This is a genomic window from Marinobacter metalliresistant, from assembly GCF_038098645.1.
Taxonomy (GTDB): domain Bacteria; phylum Pseudomonadota; class Gammaproteobacteria; order Pseudomonadales; family Oleiphilaceae; genus Marinobacter; species Marinobacter metalliresistant.
On record NZ_CP101118.1, the window covers coordinates 4,334,317 to 4,352,293 of the forward strand.

Sequence of the window (17,977 nt, forward strand, 5' to 3'; positions counted from 1 at the left end):
ACGGGCACCCGGGTGCCCTGAAAGTTGCTTGGGAGCACGCAATGACAGATAGGTCTTACTGCCTGGGGGAGATTGCCAGCGCCCTGGGTGCAGAGCTGCGGGGCGATCCTGATGTGCGGGTTTCAGGTTTGGCAACACTACAGGCAGCCGGGCCTGGCCAGATCAGTTTCCTGGCAAACCCGTCCTATGCCAGGTATCTGGCTGATACCCGTGCTTCGGCGGTCATTGCGTCGCCCGCCACTGCAAAAGGCGCTCCTACCAACGTCCTGTTACTGGACAACCCTTATCTCGGTTATGCTCGCCTCAGTCACTGGTTTGATCCGGCACCGGTTGCCTTTCCGGGCGTTCATCCGACTGCCGTGGTTGACCCCTCGGCAACCCTGGCTGACGACGCCTGCATCGGTCCCAACGTGGTCGTGGAAGCGGAGGCCGATATTGGCGAAAAAGTGGTGATCGGCGCCGGCTCGGTCATTGGTGCCCGCGCTCGCATTGGCGCCCGGACTGTGATCCGGCCACGGGTGACCTTGGCTCACGACGTTGTGGTTGGCCAGCGTTGTCACATTCTCAGCGGCGCTGTTATCGGCTCCGATGGTTTTGGCTTTGCCAACGAGAAGGGCGTATGGCACCGCATTGCGCAACTGGGCCGCGTTGTTCTCGGGGATGATGTGGAAGTGGGCGCGAATACCACCATCGATAGGGGCGCCCTCGACGACACCGTCATTGGTAACGGTGTGAAACTCGACAACCTTATTCAGATTGCTCACAACGTCTGCATTGGTGATCACAGCGCCATGGCCGCTATGGTGGGGATTGCGGGTAGTACCCGAATTGGCCGGCATTGTGTATTTGGCGGCGCTTCCGGAGTGGCGGGCCACCTCGAGATTGGTGATCAGGTTCACCTGACGGGCATGACCCTGGTGACCGGTGATATCCGGGAGCCGGGCGTGTACTCTTCCGGAACCAGCGCGGATACCAACCGTCAGTGGCGCAAGAACGCCGTACGTTTTCGCCAGCTTGATGCCTTGGCGCGACGTATTAAAGAACTGGAAAAGAAATCAGAGAGCCGAGGCCAATCAACATGATGAACACCAAAGAAATACTGGAATACCTGCCGCACCGATACCCGTTTTTGCTGGTGGATCGGGTAACGGAGCTCGAAAAGGGAAAGTCGATCAAGGGCTACAAGAATCTTTCGTTTAACGAGGAGTTCTTCCAGGGCCATTTCCCGAACAACCCGATCATGCCGGGTGTTCTGATCATTGAAGCCATGGCCCAGCTTTCAGGCATTCTCGGTTTTGTGACCGTGGGCCGGAAACCCTCTGATGGCGTGGTACAATACTTGGCTGGATCCAGCAAGGCGCGCTGGAAACGCCCCGTTTTGCCGGGAGACCAACTCTGTATGGAGTCGGAACTCATCTCCGGAAAACGTGGTATCTACAAATTCGATTGTCGCGCGCTGGTCGACGGTGACGTCGTCTGCGTGGCAGAGATTCTGACCGCTGAGAGAGAAGTTTGATGGCGACAAATGACTGGTCGGGTGTCCATCCTCAGGCGATTGTAGACCCGTCAGCCAGGCTCGGGGATAACGTTACTGTTGGCCCCTGGAGCTACATTGGCCCGGATGTGGAAATCGGAGACGGTACCGAGATTCTTTCCCATGTGGTGGTCAAGGGCCCTGCCGTTATCGGCCGCAACAACCGTATTTTCCAGTTTTCGAGCATTGGCGAAGCGTGCCAGGACAAGAAGTACGCGGGCGAGCCTACAACTCTGGTGATCGGTGACAACAACGTTATTCGCGAGAACTGCACCATTCACCGGGGCACCGTCCAGGACCGTGGCGAAACCCGGATTGGCAGCGGCAACCTGCTGATGGCATACGTGCATGTGGCCCATGACTGCATCGTGGGTGACAACACCATCCTGGCCAATTGCGCGACCCTTGCAGGCCATGTATCGATAGGCGATTACGCGATTCTGGGTGGTGGCACCATGGTGCACCAGTTCTGCCACATCGGCACGCACAGCATGGCTGCGGGCGGCAGTATCGTACTGAAAGACATACCCGCATACGTGATGGCCAGCGGCCAGTCTGCCCAGCCCCATGGCATGAACTTCGAAGGCCTGAAACGCCGCGGATTCAGCAAGGAAGTGTTGCTGGTGCTGCGCCGGGCCTACAAGATTATTTACCGCCAGGGCCTGACCACCGAGCAGGCTGTGGCAGAACTGGAAAAAGCCTATTCCGATGTGGCCGAAGTGCGGCCTCTCATAGACTCCCTGCGTGGAGCAGACCGCGGCATCATCCGCTAACCCGGCGGGAGCCAGTCGGTGACGGACCATCCTTCAAGCGCGATCATCAGCGAGCGTAATATCACCTTCGGAATCATTGCCGGCGAGGCGTCGGGAGACATTCTCGGTGCCGGCCTGATCCGTTCCCTCCGATATCGTTACCCCAATGCCCGTTTTGTGGGGATCGGCGGTGAGGAAATGGTCGCCGAAGGCTTCCATTCCCTGGTGCCAATGGAGCGCCTGTCGGTGATGGGCCTGGTGGAAGTGCTGGGCAGAATCCGCGAGCTGTTCAGCATCCGCGTTCGGTTACTCGATTATTTTTTTACCACACCACCGGATGTGGTCATCGGCATTGATTCCCCGGATTTCACCCTGGCCATCGAACGGCGCTGCCGGGAAGCGGGCATACTCTCCGTGCATTATGTGAGCCCCTCGGTGTGGGCCTGGCGCCAGAAGCGGATCTTGAAGATCGCCAAATCCGTTAATCTCATGCTCACCCTGTTTCCCTTCGAAGCCCGGTTCTACGAAGATCACCAGGTTCCGGTAGCTTTCGTGGGCCACCCCCTGGCCGATCGCATCCCCATGGAGCCGGATACCCTGAAGATGAGGGCGTCCCTTGGTCTTGATGCCAACGCGCCGGTTCTGGCGGTTCTACCCGGCAGTCGGGCAGGGGAGGTGGAGCGCCTTGGCACCCTGTTTCTGGAAGCCTCCCGCTGGATTCAGGAAAAGCGTCCGGATCTTCAACTGGTGATTCCCTGTGTGAACCGGGATCGCGAGAAGCAGGTCCGGGACCTGGTGGATGCGCTGGATGTGAAGCTGCCGGTCACCATTGTCCGGGGTCGCTCCCGGGATGTGATGGCCGCTTCCGATGTGGTTCTGCTCGCTTCCGGTACTGCCACCCTGGAAGCGATGCTGCTGAAAAAGCCCATGGTAGTGGGTTACCGCCTGAGCGGGTTCAGCTACGCTTTGCTCTCCAGGCTGGTCAAGGTGCCCTACGTGGCGTTACCCAACCTGCTGGCCAGGCGCCAACTGGTGCCTGAGCTGCTCCAGGACGACGCCACTGCCGAAAGCCTTGGTACCGCTGTACTCCAGAGCCTGGAGCACAGCGAAGAACGGGTCCGGCTCAAGGAAGCATTTACCGAACTGCACCACACCCTGAAGCAGGGCGCAGACGAGAAAGCGGCCCGGGCTATCTCGGAACTGGTGGAAGGGGGGGCAAACTGATGCCCAAGGCACCCTTGCCGCCATTTGAATGCCGCTACACCGGTTCGCTCCTGGCTGGTGTAGACGAAGTAGGTCGAGGCCCGCTGATCGGCGCAGTCGTCACTGCTGCCGTAATTCTGGACCCGGAACGGCCCATCGCTGGCCTGGCCGACTCCAAGAAACTCACTGAAAAGCGCCGAAATGCCCTCTACGAGGAAATCATCGAGCATGCTCAAGCCTGGGGCATCGGCCGATGTGAGGCCCGTGAGATTGATAAGCTGAACATCTACCAGGCCACCATGCTGGCGATGAAGCGGGCCGTTTCCGGCCTCGTTATTGCTCCGGAGTACGTGCTGGTAGACGGCAATCGCTGCCCCCAGTGGCACTGGCCCTCGGAGCCCGTGATCAAGGGCGATAGCCGCGTAGAGGCAATCAGCGCTGCCTCCATCATCGCCAAGGTAACCCGTGACCGCGAGATGGAAGCGCTGGAAACCCGATTCCCCGGCTTCGGCCTGGCACAGCACAAAGGCTACCCAACCCCGGTCCATCTGAAAGCACTGCGCCGCCTCGGCGCAACCCCCGAACACCGCCGCTCCTTCCGACCGGTTCAGGAAGTTATTGACGAAGTGGGCCTCTACCAGCAAAGCCTGCCGACGGAATCGGAAGAGCTCCAATACCGCACAGACCTTTTTGAAGATATCGATTGACAGCGCCAGATCGAATCCTTAATATACGCGCACGTTGATCGGGGGTAACCCGGTAAACAACCAGTTTTGATGCGGGGTGGAGCAGTCTGGTAGCTCGTCGGGCTCCCAATCCCGAGAAAGCCGAAGGGAGTCATCGACCTTCGGCTTATGAGCCCGACCAAGAGGCGGACTCTGAAGAAAAAAATTGATGAAAAGTTTGATGCGGGGTGGAGCAGTCTGGTAGCTCGTCGGGCTCATAACCCGAAGGTCGTTGGTTCGAATCCAGCCCCCGCTACCATTTAAAAAACAGATCAGTCAACGACTGATCTGTTTTTTTTTGCGTCTTCGCACTGATCGACAAACAGGCGTATGCTGAACGCATTGTCCAGAAGAACAACTGAACTCATACAGGATAATGCGCATGATGATGTACTACACGCACGAAATGAGCCGTCTGGCGTTGACTCCGGCCCGCATGCTGGCCGGCCCCCAGAGCAAAATGCTTCGACACCGGCTGAGTCCCTGGTCCAGAATTCCCGGAACCCGCAGTATTGCCTCGGCGCTCAACGTGTTTGAGGATCTCACCAGGCGTTATCCGAAGCCCGCCTTCAATCTGGAGGCAACGGTTTGCGACGGCGAGACGGTTCTGGTCAGAGAGACCATCGTCAAACGCAAGCCCTTCTGCCAACTGAAGCACTTCCAGCGCAACATTGATCGTCCCGATGACCCAAAGCTGCTAATCGTGGCGCCACTGTCCGGCCATTTTGCTTCGCTTCTAAGAGGTACTGTGGAAGCCATGTTGCCGGGGCATGATGTTTACATCACAGACTGGCGTGACGCCAGCCTGGTGCCAATTTCGGAAGGCAATTTCGGGCTCGACGACTACATTGATTATGTTATTGATTTTATTGACAATATAGGCCAAGATACCCACGTTCTCGCGGTCTGCCAGCCGGTCGTGCCGGTGCTGGCGGCTACCGCACTGATGGCCCAGGATGATCACCCGTCGGCGCCCCGTTCTCTGGCCCTGATGAGTGGCCCGGTGGACGGACGCGTTGATCCGACAGAACCCTGCGAGCTGGCCAGCAAACACAAACTTTCCTGGTTCAGACGCAACCTGATCCATACCGTGCCGGCGCCTTATCCGGGTACCATGCGCAAGGTTTACCCCGGTTTTTTACAGCTGACGGGGTTCATCAATATGAACTTCGACCGTCACCTGGGTGCCTATCGGGGGCTGTTCCGGTCTATTCGCGATGATGACGCGCAAGAGGTCGCCCGCCACAGAGAGTTTTACGACGAATATCTGGCGGTGATGGATCTGCCCGATGCCTACTATCTCGACACCATCGAACGTGTCTTCCAGGAGTTTCACCTGGCTCGTGGCTGCTTCAGGCACCGCGGCAGGCTGGTAGACCCCGGGGCCATCCGAAAAACGGCGCTGATGACCATAGAGGGGGAAAAAGACGATATTTCCAGCCCCGGCCAGACCCGTGCCGCCCACACGCTCTGCACCAACATTCCCGACAACCGCCGGGTGCACCACTTGCAGCCGGGAGTCGGCCATTACGGCACGTTTAACGGCCGCCGCTGGCGAGAGGAAATCGCGCCTCGCCTGCAGGAATTCATTCGCAAAGCCTGAGCGGACCATCGCTCAGGTTTGTTGTTGCGCCCGCCTCCCTCTGCAAGCTTGAAAGCACTGCTTTCAACAACTACTTGCTGGGCCGTGATGCACGGCCGTTACGACATGATTTGTCGCTGACTGTTGGTGCGATATCTGCTAAAAAGTCCCCGGCGGCTAAGGCTGCACACCGTTTCGTACTGATCTGGGGGAGGCAAGATGCCCACGTTTTTACACACAGCAGACTGGCAAATGGGGCGGGCATTCAGTCGCTTCGAAACAGAAGACGGCGCGGCGCTGGTTGAAGCCCGCTTTGAGGCCATTGAAAGAATCGCTCGCCTGGCTAACGAGCACCAGTGCGATGCGGTCCTGGTGGCAGGAGATGTCTTTGACGCCCAGATCGTCGCAGACCGAACCATTCGCCGCGTATTCAACGCTATCAAAGCATTTACGGGCCCTTGGGTAATGCTGCCCGGGAACCACGATGCGGCCTTGGTGGAAAGCGTCTGGACAAGAGCGAAGCGCCTCGGCGCGGTGCCAGAAAATGTCCATCTGGCTTTGGAACCGGGCATTATCCGTCTCGAACCTCAAGGCCTGGCGATCCTCTGCGCCCCTCTGACGCAACGCAACACCTACAGCGATCTCACTGAAATCTTCAATACGTGGGAAACCCCGGAACGCCTGATCCGGGTTGGCCTTGCCCACGGCAGCGTGCAAGGTGTGTTGCCCGACGACATTGACTCCGCCAATCCCATATTGCCAAACCGTGCCGAAGCAGCCCGTCTGGATTATCTCGCTCTTGGTGACTGGCACGGTACCAAACAGATTGATGAGCGCACCTGGTACAGCGGCACACCGGAGCCGGAACGGTTTCGGAACAACGGTGCCGGCTACGCCCTGATCGTCGATGTGCCCGGGCCAGGAGAGTTGCCGAAGGTAACGCCTCTGGAAACCGCCCGCTACCAGTGGCACCAGTGGCGTGAAACCCTGACTGTTGAATCCGATCTGGACCAAATGCTGGAAAGACTCCAGGCGCTACCCGAGTCATCCGTGGTTGATCTTCGCCTGGAAGGATCGGTCACTCTGGCCGGTGAGGAGAAACTGATTAATGCGTTGTCCGTGGCCGAGGCCAGGTTCCGGAGCATCCAGTGTGATCGAAGCGGGTTACAGCTGGAGCCCACCGACGAGGACATCGCTGCCCTGAAGGCGGATGGATACGTAGGGGAAGTCATCGAACATCTCAGAACCCAACAAAAGGACGGCGACGCTGAAGTTGCACGGGATGCCCTTGCCATTCTCGCCGGGCTGCTGAAAGACCGGAAACTGGAGGCCAGCGAATGAAACTTCGTCGTCTGAAGGTGGAGCAGCTTCGCCAGTTCCGGCAGCCGTTTGTGATGGACGACCTGCAGCCGGGGCTGAATCTGATTCACGGCCCTAATGAGTCCGGCAAGAGCACCCTGGTGCGGGCCATTCGTGCCGCCTTCTTTGAGCGTTACCGGACCAGCTCTGTGGAGGATCTTCGCCCCTGGGGCGATTCTGCGGCAGCCCCTACCATTACATTGGAGTTTGAGGCCCAGCAGAAGTCCTGGCATCTGGTAAAAAGCTTTCTCCAGCGCAAGCGCTGCGACCTCAAGATCGATTTGGACAGCTACAGCGAAGACGAGGCCGAAGAAAAACTCGCAGAACTCCTTGGCTTCCAGTTCTCCGCCAAGGGCGTCAGCAAGCCCGAGCACTGGGGCGTGCCCGGGCTGCTGTGGGTTGAGCAGGGTACCGGGCAGAACATCGAACAGGCGGTGGAGCATGCGGGCGATCACCTCAAGTCAGCGCTCAATTCCCTGGTCGGTGAAGTGGCCAGCACTGGTGGTGACGAACTGATCGAACAGGTCAAAGCCCGCTGGAGTGAACTGTTCACACCGACCGGCAAACCCCGTGGCGATTACCAGAAACTGGAGAAAGAGCGGGAAAAACACCGGCAGGAAATCGACGAACTGCAGGCGCGCATCCAGAATTACCAGGAGCAGGTAGACCGGCTTGGCAAACTGACCCAGGACTACGAACGCACCCGGCATGAGCGCCCCTGGGAAGAGGCCGAGCGCCAGCTTGAACAGGCGAAGGAGCGGTACCGGCAAGTCGAGAGGCTCGAGCAACAACAGGTCCGGGAAAAGGAAACCCTGACCCACCTGCGGAACAACCAGCAACTGTTACGGCAGAACCAGGAACAGCTGCAAAGCCTGAGCAAGAAACTGGATGTCCGCAAGGTGGAACTTGATAAAGCCCAGCGGGAGCTGGAGCGGGCTGAGGCCCGCAGCCCGTCCATTGCGAGTAAGGTCCGGGAGGCAAAGTCTGCCTATGAAGTCGCCACAAAGCAGGTCGACCAGGCCCGCCTGCAGGAAATCCGTTCCCGGCTGGAGCAGAACATCCGCCGGCTCGAACAGCAATCCCAGACACTGGCCCGGAACCTTGCGAACGCCCGGCAGTACCAACATGAGCTCGAACAAGCGAGAGACCAGGCGCGGCAGAATCAGATTGATGCCCAGGCGGTGAAAATCCTGAAGGACACCGGGCATGAACTGAAAGACGAGAACATTCGCTCGCAGACCATCGCAACCCGATTAACCTGGCGGCTGGAGCCAGGCGCCAGGTTGGCTCTGAATGAGGAACCGCTGGAGGGGCAGGGCGAGAGACAATTGCTGGAGGAATCCAGCCTGGTGATTCCGGGTGTGGGCACGTTGGGAATCACCCCTGGTGGAGCGGATCTCGCCAGTACCCGCCGTAAACTTTCGGCGCTGGAGCAAAGCCTGACCGAACAGATGAAAACGCTCGGGGTGAGCTCCGTTCAGCAGGCTGAGTATCGCGTGGCAACCTATGAGGCCGCCGAAAGGACGCTGCGGCATACCCGCGAGTTGCTCAAGTCTGTTGCACCTATGGGTATCGATCAGCTACTGGCGGACCAGAAAGAAACCGAATCCCAGCTGCAAAATGCAAAAACCGAACTGCAAAACAGCCCGGCCCCAGAGCTGGGTCAGCAGCCACAGGTAACCAACCTTGCCTCAGCGGAAGCAGGGCGTGCCCAGGCGGAAACCCGGCTGGCCGAAGCGGAGGCCGAGGAACGGAAGCACCAAACGGAGCTTTTGACCCGCCGCCAGACCCGCGACAATGCTAAATCCGAGTGGCAACAGCTGCAGGACGAAGTGCAAAACCCGGAGCACCGGAAACAGCTCCAGAGGCTCTCAACAGAGCTGGCGGAAATTGAAGAAAAGCGGGTTCGTCTGGAGGCCACCCTGCAGGCCCGTGAGCAGGAAATACAGGAAGCCCGCCCGGCGATCCTGAAGCAGGACATCGAACGCTATCAGCGCAGCATCACCAACCTGCGCCAGACCCAGGAAGAGCGGCAGCGGGAATTGAGAGATATACAGGTGAGGCTGGAAGCCTGGGGTGCCGAAGGCCTGGAAGAGCAGTTCAGCGACAAAGTGGCCGGGCTTGAACAGTGCAATCGACGCTACCAGGAGCTGCATCGTCGCGCCCAGGCGCTGAACCTTCTGCTCTCATTGCTGACAGAAAAACGGCAGGCACTGACCCGGCGCCTGCAGGCACCTTTGCAAAAACACCTGAACCACTACCTTTCACTACTGTTCCCGCAAGCCACCCTGGAAGTTGATGAACACTTAAGGCCGGGCACGTTCACTCGGGGCACCGAACTGGGGCAGATTGCCGAGTTAAGCTATGGCGCCCGCGAACAAATGGGGCTGATCAGCCGCCTCGCCTACGCAGACCTGCTGCGGGAAGCCGGAAGGCCCACTCTGGTGATACTGGACGACACTCTGGTGCACAGCGACACGGATCGCCTGGAAGACATGAAACGCATTCTGTTCGACGCCGCCAACCGGCACCAGATACTGCTGTTTACCTGCCATCCGGAAAAGTGGAGTGACCTGGGTGTTGCGCCCAGGGATATTCAGGCAATGAAAGAGCAGGCTACTGGTAACCTGGGCTAGAAAGCTGCCAGGGACAATAATTCGTCCACTTACAAGCGCTGTTGGGGGGCGCGCCGTTGATGGCGTATTTGAGGCTATGCTCCAACAACATCTGTCGTTTTCCCGGGCGCCTTAGACTTTCCTACAACACCGCTCACCATCATCGGCTTGCCCAGGCAAAAAATTGCCTGCCATATCAGTACCTTTCCTTACTTTATTACTGCTACCTGACGAAAAATTGACAATTTATTAATTGGAAAAATGACAGATATCACGTCGATAATCCGCCTCGTTTTATAGAATTTCACAAATTCGACGAAAAACAGGTGCCGAGTTAATATGAAACGCGTCATAAAATTGTCTAAGGCATGGATTGCCGCGTTTGTTCTTGGAGTGCTGCTTACAGGGTGTGGGGGAGGTGGTTCCAGCGCTTCCAGTGCGCCAGCCTCGTCACCGGAGAGCTCTGCGGTTCTGAGTTGGAGTGCGCCGCTTACCCGGGTTAACGGTGAGAGCATCCCGATGGGCGAACTGGACAAGTACGTTATCCGGTACGGTCAGGATACCGATAACCTCAGCAAGGAAGTAATTGTCACCAATGCGGCTGCCGAGGCGGAGATGTCTTACGAAGTAAGCGGGCTGGAGAACGGCACCTGGTACTTCACCATTCAGGTTCAGGACGTCAATGGGCTGATCAGCGAGCCCTCCGAAGTAGTAAGTAAGGCCTTCAGTTCCTGAAGTCCGCAACCCGTTGCCTGAAGGTATTTAGCCTCAGGCCATTGGGTCGGCGATCGGCAGTTTCAGGGTGAAGGAAGAGCCTTCGCCCGGCGTAGACGATACCGAAATTTCCCCTTTGTGTTTTTCTACCACGGTTTTCACGAAGGAAAGCCCGAGTCCGGTGCCGTGTACTCCTGCCAGCTCGCTGCTTTTCTGCCGCCGGTAACGGTCAAACAGGTATGGCAGTTCTTCCGGATCGATGCCGGAGCCCTCATCAGCGATGGCAAGGCACGCCTGATGGCCCGCCCGGAATACCTGAATGCTGACGGCGGAACCTTCCGGGCTGTACTGAACCGCGTTGGTGAGCAGGTTGATCACCGCTCGCTCCAATAGCTCCGCGTTACCCCGGAGCCAGAGATCTTCCGTGCCCTGCAGCTGAAGCTGTATCTGTTTCTCCACCGCCTGTTCACTGACGCTGTCCCGGGCGTTTTCAACGATGGCGAGGAACTCGCATTCGTAAAACCGGGTCTCGGTGAGCTGTTCGGCCCGGGCAAGCTGCACGAATTCCTCGGCCAGGTGATAGCTTCGCCGGGCGAGTCTGCCCAATTGTTCCAACTGGCTTTGCTCAATGTGGCTGGGGTCGCGTTTGAGCTGCTCGATCAGCGCCAGCTGGGAGACCAGCGGCGAACGGACATCGTGGGAAATAAAGTCGATGGCCTCGCGATGCTGGCGCTGCTGCTCTCGCAGTTCCGAGATGTCGGAAATGTTGGCGATGATGCCTTGCTGGTCGCTGTCGGGCAGTGAAAACGGGGCGAAGTGGATCAAAAAGTCCTTGTCGCGAATTCTCAGGTCCACGGTGCGGCTCTGCCGCAGCGTGAGGGTGTCTGAAACCGTTTCATGCCAGGGAGGGGTTTCCCGGGGGTCGTGGCCTTCAAGGAGTTTAACGAGAGGCAGGCCGCCCAGGCTTGGCATGGGTTCCTGGAACCATTCTTCGATATGGCCGTTGGCGAAGCGGATAACACCCAGCTCGTCGGTCACTATGATGCCATCGGGCATTCGCTCGAAGCTCCTGCGGATGAACTGCTGCATATGATTCAGCCGATCCGTGGCAGCGCGAACCCGTTCGATCCGTGCGGAGATGTTCTCGCTGGGCCGGGCGATGCGGTTTGCCGGTGCGGTCTGCTCAAGGTGGAGTCTTCGAAGATAGCGCTGGATGACTTCGCGGCCGAGGTCGTTGGGCAGTACCAGGCCAAGATGGTAGCGGGTGCCTCCGCGCAAGAGCTGAATCCAGCTGCGGTTGCTGTCGTGGAGCCAGTGGCCAGGGGTCAGGTCTTGTGGAATGTCGGCGGGGGAGAGGTCCCGCCTGGACAAAATGTCGCTCTCCTCTGTGAGTAGCCATCCGGTGGGCTGGAACAGGGCCTGGAAATGCTCCAGCAGTTGTGTCGGATGCCGGCCTGAAGGCGCAGGCAGGGCAACCTGGGGGCTTCTGGCCAGATCATCCAGCTGGCGGTTCAGGAAGCGGTTGGTCATGGCCAGGCGAAGGCCGCTGGATACCGGGAAGGCCAGGAAAGGAACGATCATCGCGCTGGAGAGTGGTACCCACCATCGGAGAACCAACAGCATGAACAGGTAGAACCCGGCCAGCGCAATCACGGCAGTTGTGCAGGCCAGGAGGGTACGTGCCGGCCGCATGGAGGGAAGGGCAAGCGCGAGTGCCAGAATGGTTGCCAACGCCAGAAAAGCAGATGCCCACTCCGGTGCCGGGCGAATAAGCAGCCCCCTGGCCTGGGCGGAAAACACGTTGGCGTGGAATTCAACGCCGGACATGGGGCGGCTGAGGCCGGAGAAGGGCGTTGGCAGTATGTCTCCGAAGCCGGCAGCTGTGGCACCTACAAACACCGTCTTGCCGTTGAACAGTTCCGGCGAGGGTGGTTGCGTCAGTACCTGCGCGAACGAGTACGCCGGCAGGGAGCCAGCACCGCCGATCAGCGGAACCGCCCGGTACTGATCCCGTACGTTCACGTAAGGGGGTGTGTCCCTGGTTTCTGCGCGTTGCGGCCCTTCGCCCGTGGCGGCCAGGGAAAGGCTGGGCCAGAGGCGCTCGCCGAGGCCGTTATAGAGATAAAGGCCGCGGGCGACGCCGTCGTTGTCCAGCTCTACATGGGCGTGGCCAAGGCCAGCAGCCGCCGAAGCAAGTTTGCTGACGGGCAGTTGTTCGCTTAACAAGTACTGGGAGGTGGGCGGTGACAGGTAAACGGGCAGAATCACATTGTCGTGGTTGCGCATCTGTTCGGCCAGTTCATCATCATCTGATGAGGGCTCGGCAAACAGGATGTCCAACACGATCGTCTCGGCACCTGCCTGGTTGAGTTTGGCGATCAGTTCCGCGTGCAGGTTCCTGGGCCATGGCCAACGGCCCAGACGGTTCAGGCTGAGTTCGTCGATGGTAACCAGAACAACGTCGTCAGAGGCGTGCACCGGGCTGGCGGTGATGGCCCTGTCGTACAGCCAGTAATCGAGGCGCTGGGGCAGGGTGGTGGTCTGGATGAGCAGAAGGAGTGCCAGCAGTATCAGGCCCAGTGTCCAGGGGGTCGTTTTTATTGGCAGCCAATCCCGGTTCATGAGCCCTGCTGTGTGTTTCGTCGATCAAAGGATTATTCCAGGTACAATTCCCTCCCGGGTCCCCAGCGGCTTTGCAGCGGACCGTCAGAAAGAGCTTTCAGGCGCACAAAATACCGCCTTCCGGGAATCAGACGCAAGGCTGCTGTGGTATCAGACAGCGTGGCTTCCTTGATGATGTTGTTGAATCCCGGCTCTTCAGACAGCTGCAAGCGGTAATCTGTGGCCGTGACGATCTTTTCCCAGAACACCCGCACCTGGCTGTCGATGTAGTTGACGCTGATGATGCGCACCGGCGGCAGGCTGCCGTTTACCACCAGTTGCCGGGGCCCGGTGGTGGCCACGGAGTTGCCGCCGGCCTCGGTCACCACCCGCCAGTAATATTTGCCCGGCCCAAGGGGGCGAGACGGCAGGGCGGAGGTTTCCGGTGCCCATTCGCTGGTGGCGACCAGGTTCCGGAAGTCTTTGTCTTCGGCGATTTCCACCCGGGCCACTTCGTTATCGCCATTGAGCTGCCAGCGGAATTCCGGCATGTCATCGTTTACGGTATCACCGTCTGAGGGCGACATCAGACTTGCTATTCTGGCCTGCAGGTCGACTTCGACCGGAATCACACCGGGCATACCGGCAGTGCCACGGCTGTCCAGGGCGGCCAGGTGAATTTCGTAGCTGCCGTTGTCCAGCCGGCCGATATCAAAGCTGTTGCCGGTGATTTCCCGGCTCTCCACCCAACGGCCGCTGTCGGCTTCAAAGATGTCCACCCGGTGCATGGGGGCCCGGCTTTCCCGCCAGGTCATGGTTGATGGCAGTTGGGTCAGCGTGGGTGGCAGAGGGTTAATTTCCGGAGCGGGCGGCAGGCGGCGAATACTCAGGCCACTGCTGCTATTGGTAGACAGGCTGGCGCCGAACCCGGCTGGGATGCGGCGGGTTTTGCCCGGCGCGCCGAAATCCACCTCGCCCTTGGTTACCTGCAGGCTGGTGCCTTTGGCTGAGGCCTGGAGGGCAAATGCGGTGCCGCGCACGGCGGCCACGGCGGACGGAGTTTCAATCTCAAAACGTGCTCCGCCTTCCATTATCGGTTTCACCCGGGTGTGGATTTCACCGTGGTTGAGCCGCAGGCGGGTGTCGACCATACCGGCTTTGCCGTATTGGGTCAGACGGTTGAATATCAGGCGGGAGTTAGGCGAGATCCGTACTTCCGAGCCGTCGGCCAGTTCGATGGTCGCGGTACCAGAGGCAGACAGAATCTCGTCGCCTACTTGAATCAGGGTGTCTTCGGTCAGGCGAATCTTGCGGCCAGTGTTGCCTGAAATCAGTTGAACGGTTCCCGAGACGGTGGCGGCCTTCGCCGGTTGGGGCTGGCGCTTCAGCCAGGCCAGGGGAATGCGAATGGCGTCGCCGGCTCCGAGGGTGGCACCATTGGTGATCTTATTGTACTGAAGCAGGCGGTTGGCGCTGTACTTCTGTGCGAGCAAGTCGTTTGCCACTTCCGGGAAACTCTCGCCCGGGTGCAGGGTATAGATCCATTCCGGCACCAGGCTGGCAGATGAAGCGTCAGACTGCCCGGCGGACCCACGGGTTACCGACAGCTCCGCGCCCGCCGGAAACGCACAGGCCAGGAGGACAATTATCAGCAGCAGTGCAGGCAGCTTTGGCGCCGGGGCATCAATCATTGGTTACCGTGTCTGTCTCAGTCGGATCAACATCCTGCTCCCGGGCTTTCATGGCTTCCAGGCGGTAGCCGCGCTGGTAAATGGTTTTGATCCGGAAACCGTTTTCCGGATTCAGACCCAGACGACGGCGAAGGCGGCTCATGTGGGTGTCAACCGTGCGGGTGTTGATGTCGCGGGCCAGGCCCCAGACGCGCTCCAGAAGCATTTCCCGGGTAAGCAGGCGGCCCTGGTTCTGGAACAGGAACAGGGTCAGGTCGAAATCCTTGTCCGTCAGCGTGAGTCCTTCGCCGTGCAGAGAAATGATCCGGTGCTGAGTGTTGATTTCGAAGGGCCCGTAGCGAAGTGCTTCTTTCTCGCTGTCCGGGTTTGTGCGTCTGGCCAGGGCGTTGATACGTGCCACCAGTTCCGCCGCCCGGGCAGGCTTGGCGAGGTAATCGTCGGCACCCGCATCCAGGGCGCGGACGATATCCGCTTCACTGTCCCGTTGGGTGAGGAAAACCACGGGAATCGGCCAGTTCAGTTGGGCCCGTATGCTTTCAAGAACATCAATGCCGGTCATGTCCGGAATCTGCCAGTCCAGAATCAGGAGGTCATAACTGCGGTGCAATACCGCGCTCAGAAAGCTCTGGCCGGTAGGGAAGCTGTCGCAGTGGTGTCCGCGCTCAGACAGAATCGACTGGATGTGCTGTGCCTGTTCGGTTTCGTCTTCAAGCAAGGCAATACGCATTAAGTCTCTCCCGGAGTGTTGCTTCTTTTTTTGCCTGGCATGGCGCCGAGCTTTGGGCAGAGTGCTCTGCTATATCAATCAATTATCACAAAATGTGCATCTGTGTTCAGTATCGTTATGTAGACTTGCGTAAACGGACGGCGGGCTTTCCGTTGTCGTCATCCAGTGTTTGTCGGCAGCCGGGGAAATTACTGCAGCCCCAGAACCAGCCTTTTTTGCCTTTTCGCCGAACCAGGGGCGAGAAGCAGTGGGGGCAGGGGATCGGTTTCTGGCTGGTGCCGTCCTGGGGGCTGGCCTCTTCCAGTGGCCGGGTGCCGCGGCAGTCCGGATAGCGGGTGCAGGCATAGAAGCGCCCGAACTTGCCGTCCCGTTCGAGCATGGGGGCCCGGCATTTTGGGCAGTGGGGCGGGTTCTCGGGTGCGTCTGTGTCCGGGGGCGTGGAGCCGCCGGCTGGCTGCCCCTGGGGCCGGTTCAGGAAGCCGCGGATTTCCCGTTTCAGGGTCTCCAGAAACTGTCTCGGGTCGCCCTCGCCACGGCGGATGCCCTCCAGGGTGGCCTCCCACACCGCCGTGCGATCCGGCTTGCTGACCGATTCGGGCAAGGCACGGATCAGGGCTTTGCCTTTGTCGGTGGCGCGGATGTGCCGGCTGTCCCGGTACAGATAATCCCGTTTGAACAGGGTGTCGATGATGGTAGCCCGGGTAGCTTCGGTGCCCAGGCCATCGGTCTCGCGCAGGGTTTTGCGAAGCTCGGCATCGGTTACAAAACGGGCGATGTTGGTCATCGCCGAGAGCAGCGTGGCGTCGGTAAAAGGCTGGGGTGGTTGGGTTTTGCGTTCGGCGATGGTGCTGTCTTCGCAGAACACCGGTTCGCCCTTCTCCAGCCGGGGCAGCGGTGTTTTCTCCGGCTCGGCACGCCCTTCCCGGAGTTTTAGCTCCAGGGCTTTCCAGCCGGGCACCAGAATGGCCGTTTCCGTGGCGCGGAACTGATGCTCCGCTACTCGTACCGTCAGCTTGCCTTCCCGGTGAACTGCGTCTGCAGCGAACTGCATCAGGTAGTAGCGGCTGATCAGGCCGTAGATTTTCTGTTCCGCCGCACTGAGTTTGCCGTTGGGGGACGGCCGGCTGGTTGGAATGATGGCGTGGTGGGCATCGACCTGTTTATCGTTCCAGGCGGCAGTCTTCCTGCCCAGGTCTGCGCCATTGCAGGCTTCCTGAAGATCCGGTGCCACCCGGCCAATGGCACGCACTACCTGTTCCCGCTGGTCGTAATGGCCCTCAGGCAAGTACCTGCAGTCGGAACGGGGGTAGGTGATCAGTTGGTGGCGCTCGTAGAGGTTCTGGGCGGTATCAAGCACGTCTTTGGCACCCATCCGGAACAGCCGGCCGGCTTCGATCTGCAGCGCCGACAGGGACAGTGGTAGCGGCGGTGCTTCCGGCCGGTCGCGGAAGCGGGATTCGGTGATGGTGCCGGGCCGGCTTTGTACGCTCTCGGCTATCTGCTCGGCCACTTCCCGGCTCAGCAGGCGGTTTTCTTCGTCCAGGTGGTCCCGGAATTGTTCGTCGGGCAGCCAGCGGGCGGTGAAGGTTTGCTGGTCGGCTTCCTCTTCCTGGGCCTTGAAGCGGGCTTCAATCCGGAAATAGGGCTTGGGCCGGAAGTTTTCGATGGTGTTGTCCCGTTCCACCACCAGGCCAAGCACCGGGGTTTGCACCCGGCCAACGGAATAGACGCCTTGTTCGCCCTGTTGCTGATAGCTGAGGGTGTAGAAGCGGGTGAGGTTGATGCCGTAGAGCCAGTCGGCCCGTTGCCGGGCCAGCGCCGAATGGGACAGGCGCCGGAATTCGCGGTTGTCTTTCGGGCTCTGGAGGGCTTTGGCCACGGCTGCCGGGGTCAAATCGTTGATCAGGATCCGCTTTACCGGTGCGCGGGCGCCAAAATAGCGGATAACTTCGTCTACCAGAAGCTGGCCTTCGCGGTCCGGGTCGCCGGCATGGGTGATGGTTTCGGCCTGGCGGATCAGGGATTCGAGGACATTGAGCTGTTGCCGCACGCTGTCCTTGGGCATGACTTGCCATTTTTCGGGAAACATGGGCAGGTCTTCCTGGCGCCATTTTTTCCAGGCCGGGTTGTAGCGGGCCGGTTCCGCCGGTTCCAGGAGGTGGCCGATGCACCAGCTGACAGTGGCAGCCTGTTCGCCCTGGCCACAGCGAATCCAGCCCTGGCCTTTCTGGTGCGGGCCGGGGAGGGCGGCGGCGATGGCGCGGCCCAGGCTTGGTTTTTCGGCGATGTACAGGTGCATGGGGTCTGGTGTTTTGGAAACGGGATGGGAATGTGGCGCTTTGGCTTTGAGCTGTCAAGGTTCGGGCGGTGCCTGATATGTGTAGTAGACTGGTGGGCATGGGGGAGGCGGCTGTGGAAGTAGCTTTCCCAAAAGACGCCGTGAACCCTTCCATGGGGGCTTGGTGTTGCCATCC

The 17,977-nt window shown here is 59.5% G+C and carries 13 protein-coding genes and 1 tRNA gene; 10 read left to right on the plus strand and 4 right to left on the minus strand.

Going from position 1 to position 17,977, the window contains the following annotated elements:
* Positions 1-41 precede the first annotated feature (41 nt).
* From lpxD to NLK58_RS20250, 10 genes are all read left to right on the plus strand, one after another.
* A complete protein-coding gene (gene lpxD, locus NLK58_RS20205; protein WP_117620075.1) occupies positions 42-1,082 on the plus strand; it encodes a UDP-3-O-(3-hydroxymyristoyl)glucosamine N-acyltransferase in 1,041 nt (346 codons plus the stop codon).
* Positions 1,079-1,516 (plus strand): 3-hydroxyacyl-ACP dehydratase FabZ, encoded by a 438-nt coding sequence (gene fabZ / locus NLK58_RS20210; protein WP_117620076.1) that lies wholly within the window; start codon positions 1,079-1,081, stop codon positions 1,514-1,516. The genes lpxD and fabZ overlap by 4 nt, the downstream gene beginning before the upstream one ends.
* Entirely contained in the window at positions 1,516-2,307 is a 792-nt protein-coding gene (lpxA, locus tag NLK58_RS20215) for an acyl-ACP--UDP-N-acetylglucosamine O-acyltransferase (RefSeq protein WP_117620077.1), read from the plus strand. Before fabZ ends, lpxA begins: the two co-directional genes overlap by 1 nt.
* A gap of 18 nt (positions 2,308-2,325) precedes the next feature.
* A complete protein-coding gene (gene lpxB / locus NLK58_RS20220; RefSeq protein ID WP_117620078.1) occupies positions 2,326-3,510 on the plus strand; it encodes a lipid-A-disaccharide synthase in 1,185 nt (394 codons plus the stop codon).
* A complete protein-coding gene (rnhB, locus tag NLK58_RS20225; RefSeq protein WP_117620079.1) occupies positions 3,510-4,196 on the plus strand; it encodes a ribonuclease HII in 687 nt (228 codons plus the stop codon). Before lpxB ends, rnhB begins: the two co-directional genes overlap by 1 nt.
* 200 nt (positions 4,197-4,396) lie before the next feature.
* A tRNA-Met gene (locus NLK58_RS20230) sits at positions 4,397-4,473 on the plus strand.
* 123 nt (positions 4,474-4,596) lie between these two features.
* A complete protein-coding gene (locus tag NLK58_RS20235; RefSeq protein WP_341581610.1) occupies positions 4,597-5,817 on the plus strand; it encodes a polyhydroxyalkanoate depolymerase in 1,221 nt (406 codons plus the stop codon).
* A 198-nt stretch (positions 5,818-6,015) separates the two neighbouring features.
* Complete coding sequence (locus NLK58_RS20240) at positions 6,016-7,137, plus strand: DNA repair exonuclease (protein ID WP_341581611.1); 1,122 nt, start codon at positions 6,016-6,018, stop codon at positions 7,135-7,137.
* Positions 7,134-9,791, plus strand: coding sequence for an AAA family ATPase (locus tag NLK58_RS20245; protein WP_341581612.1), 2,658 nt, complete (start codon positions 7,134-7,136; stop codon positions 9,789-9,791). The genes NLK58_RS20240 and NLK58_RS20245 overlap by 4 nt, the downstream gene beginning before the upstream one ends.
* A gap of 336 nt (positions 9,792-10,127) precedes the next feature.
* Complete coding sequence (locus NLK58_RS20250) at positions 10,128-10,505, plus strand: fibronectin type III domain-containing protein (protein ID WP_341581613.1); 378 nt, start codon at positions 10,128-10,130, stop codon at positions 10,503-10,505.
* A gap of 33 nt (positions 10,506-10,538) precedes the next feature.
* Here NLK58_RS20250 and NLK58_RS20255 read toward each other — a convergent pair whose 3' ends face one another.
* The 4 genes from NLK58_RS20255 to NLK58_RS20270 form a co-directional block, all read right to left on the minus strand.
* Positions 10,539-13,106 (minus strand): CHASE2 domain-containing protein, encoded by a 2,568-nt coding sequence (locus NLK58_RS20255; protein ID WP_341581614.1) that lies wholly within the window; start codon positions 13,104-13,106, stop codon positions 10,539-10,541.
* A gap of 32 nt (positions 13,107-13,138) precedes the next feature.
* The gene (locus tag NLK58_RS20260; RefSeq protein ID WP_341581615.1) at positions 13,139-14,776 is read right to left on the minus strand and encodes a FecR domain-containing protein; all 1,638 of its coding nucleotides are present in this window, start codon (positions 14,774-14,776) and stop codon (positions 13,139-13,141) included.
* Positions 14,769-15,503, minus strand: coding sequence for a response regulator transcription factor (locus NLK58_RS20265; RefSeq protein ID WP_117620085.1), 735 nt, complete (start codon positions 15,501-15,503; stop codon positions 14,769-14,771). Before NLK58_RS20265 ends, NLK58_RS20260 begins: the two co-directional genes overlap by 8 nt.
* Before the next feature lie 115 nt (positions 15,504-15,618).
* On the minus strand, positions 15,619-17,802 hold the full coding sequence (locus NLK58_RS20270) for a DNA topoisomerase 3 (RefSeq protein WP_117620086.1): 2,184 nt from the start codon (positions 17,800-17,802) through the stop codon (positions 15,619-15,621).
* Positions 17,803-17,977: the final 175 nt, after the last annotated feature.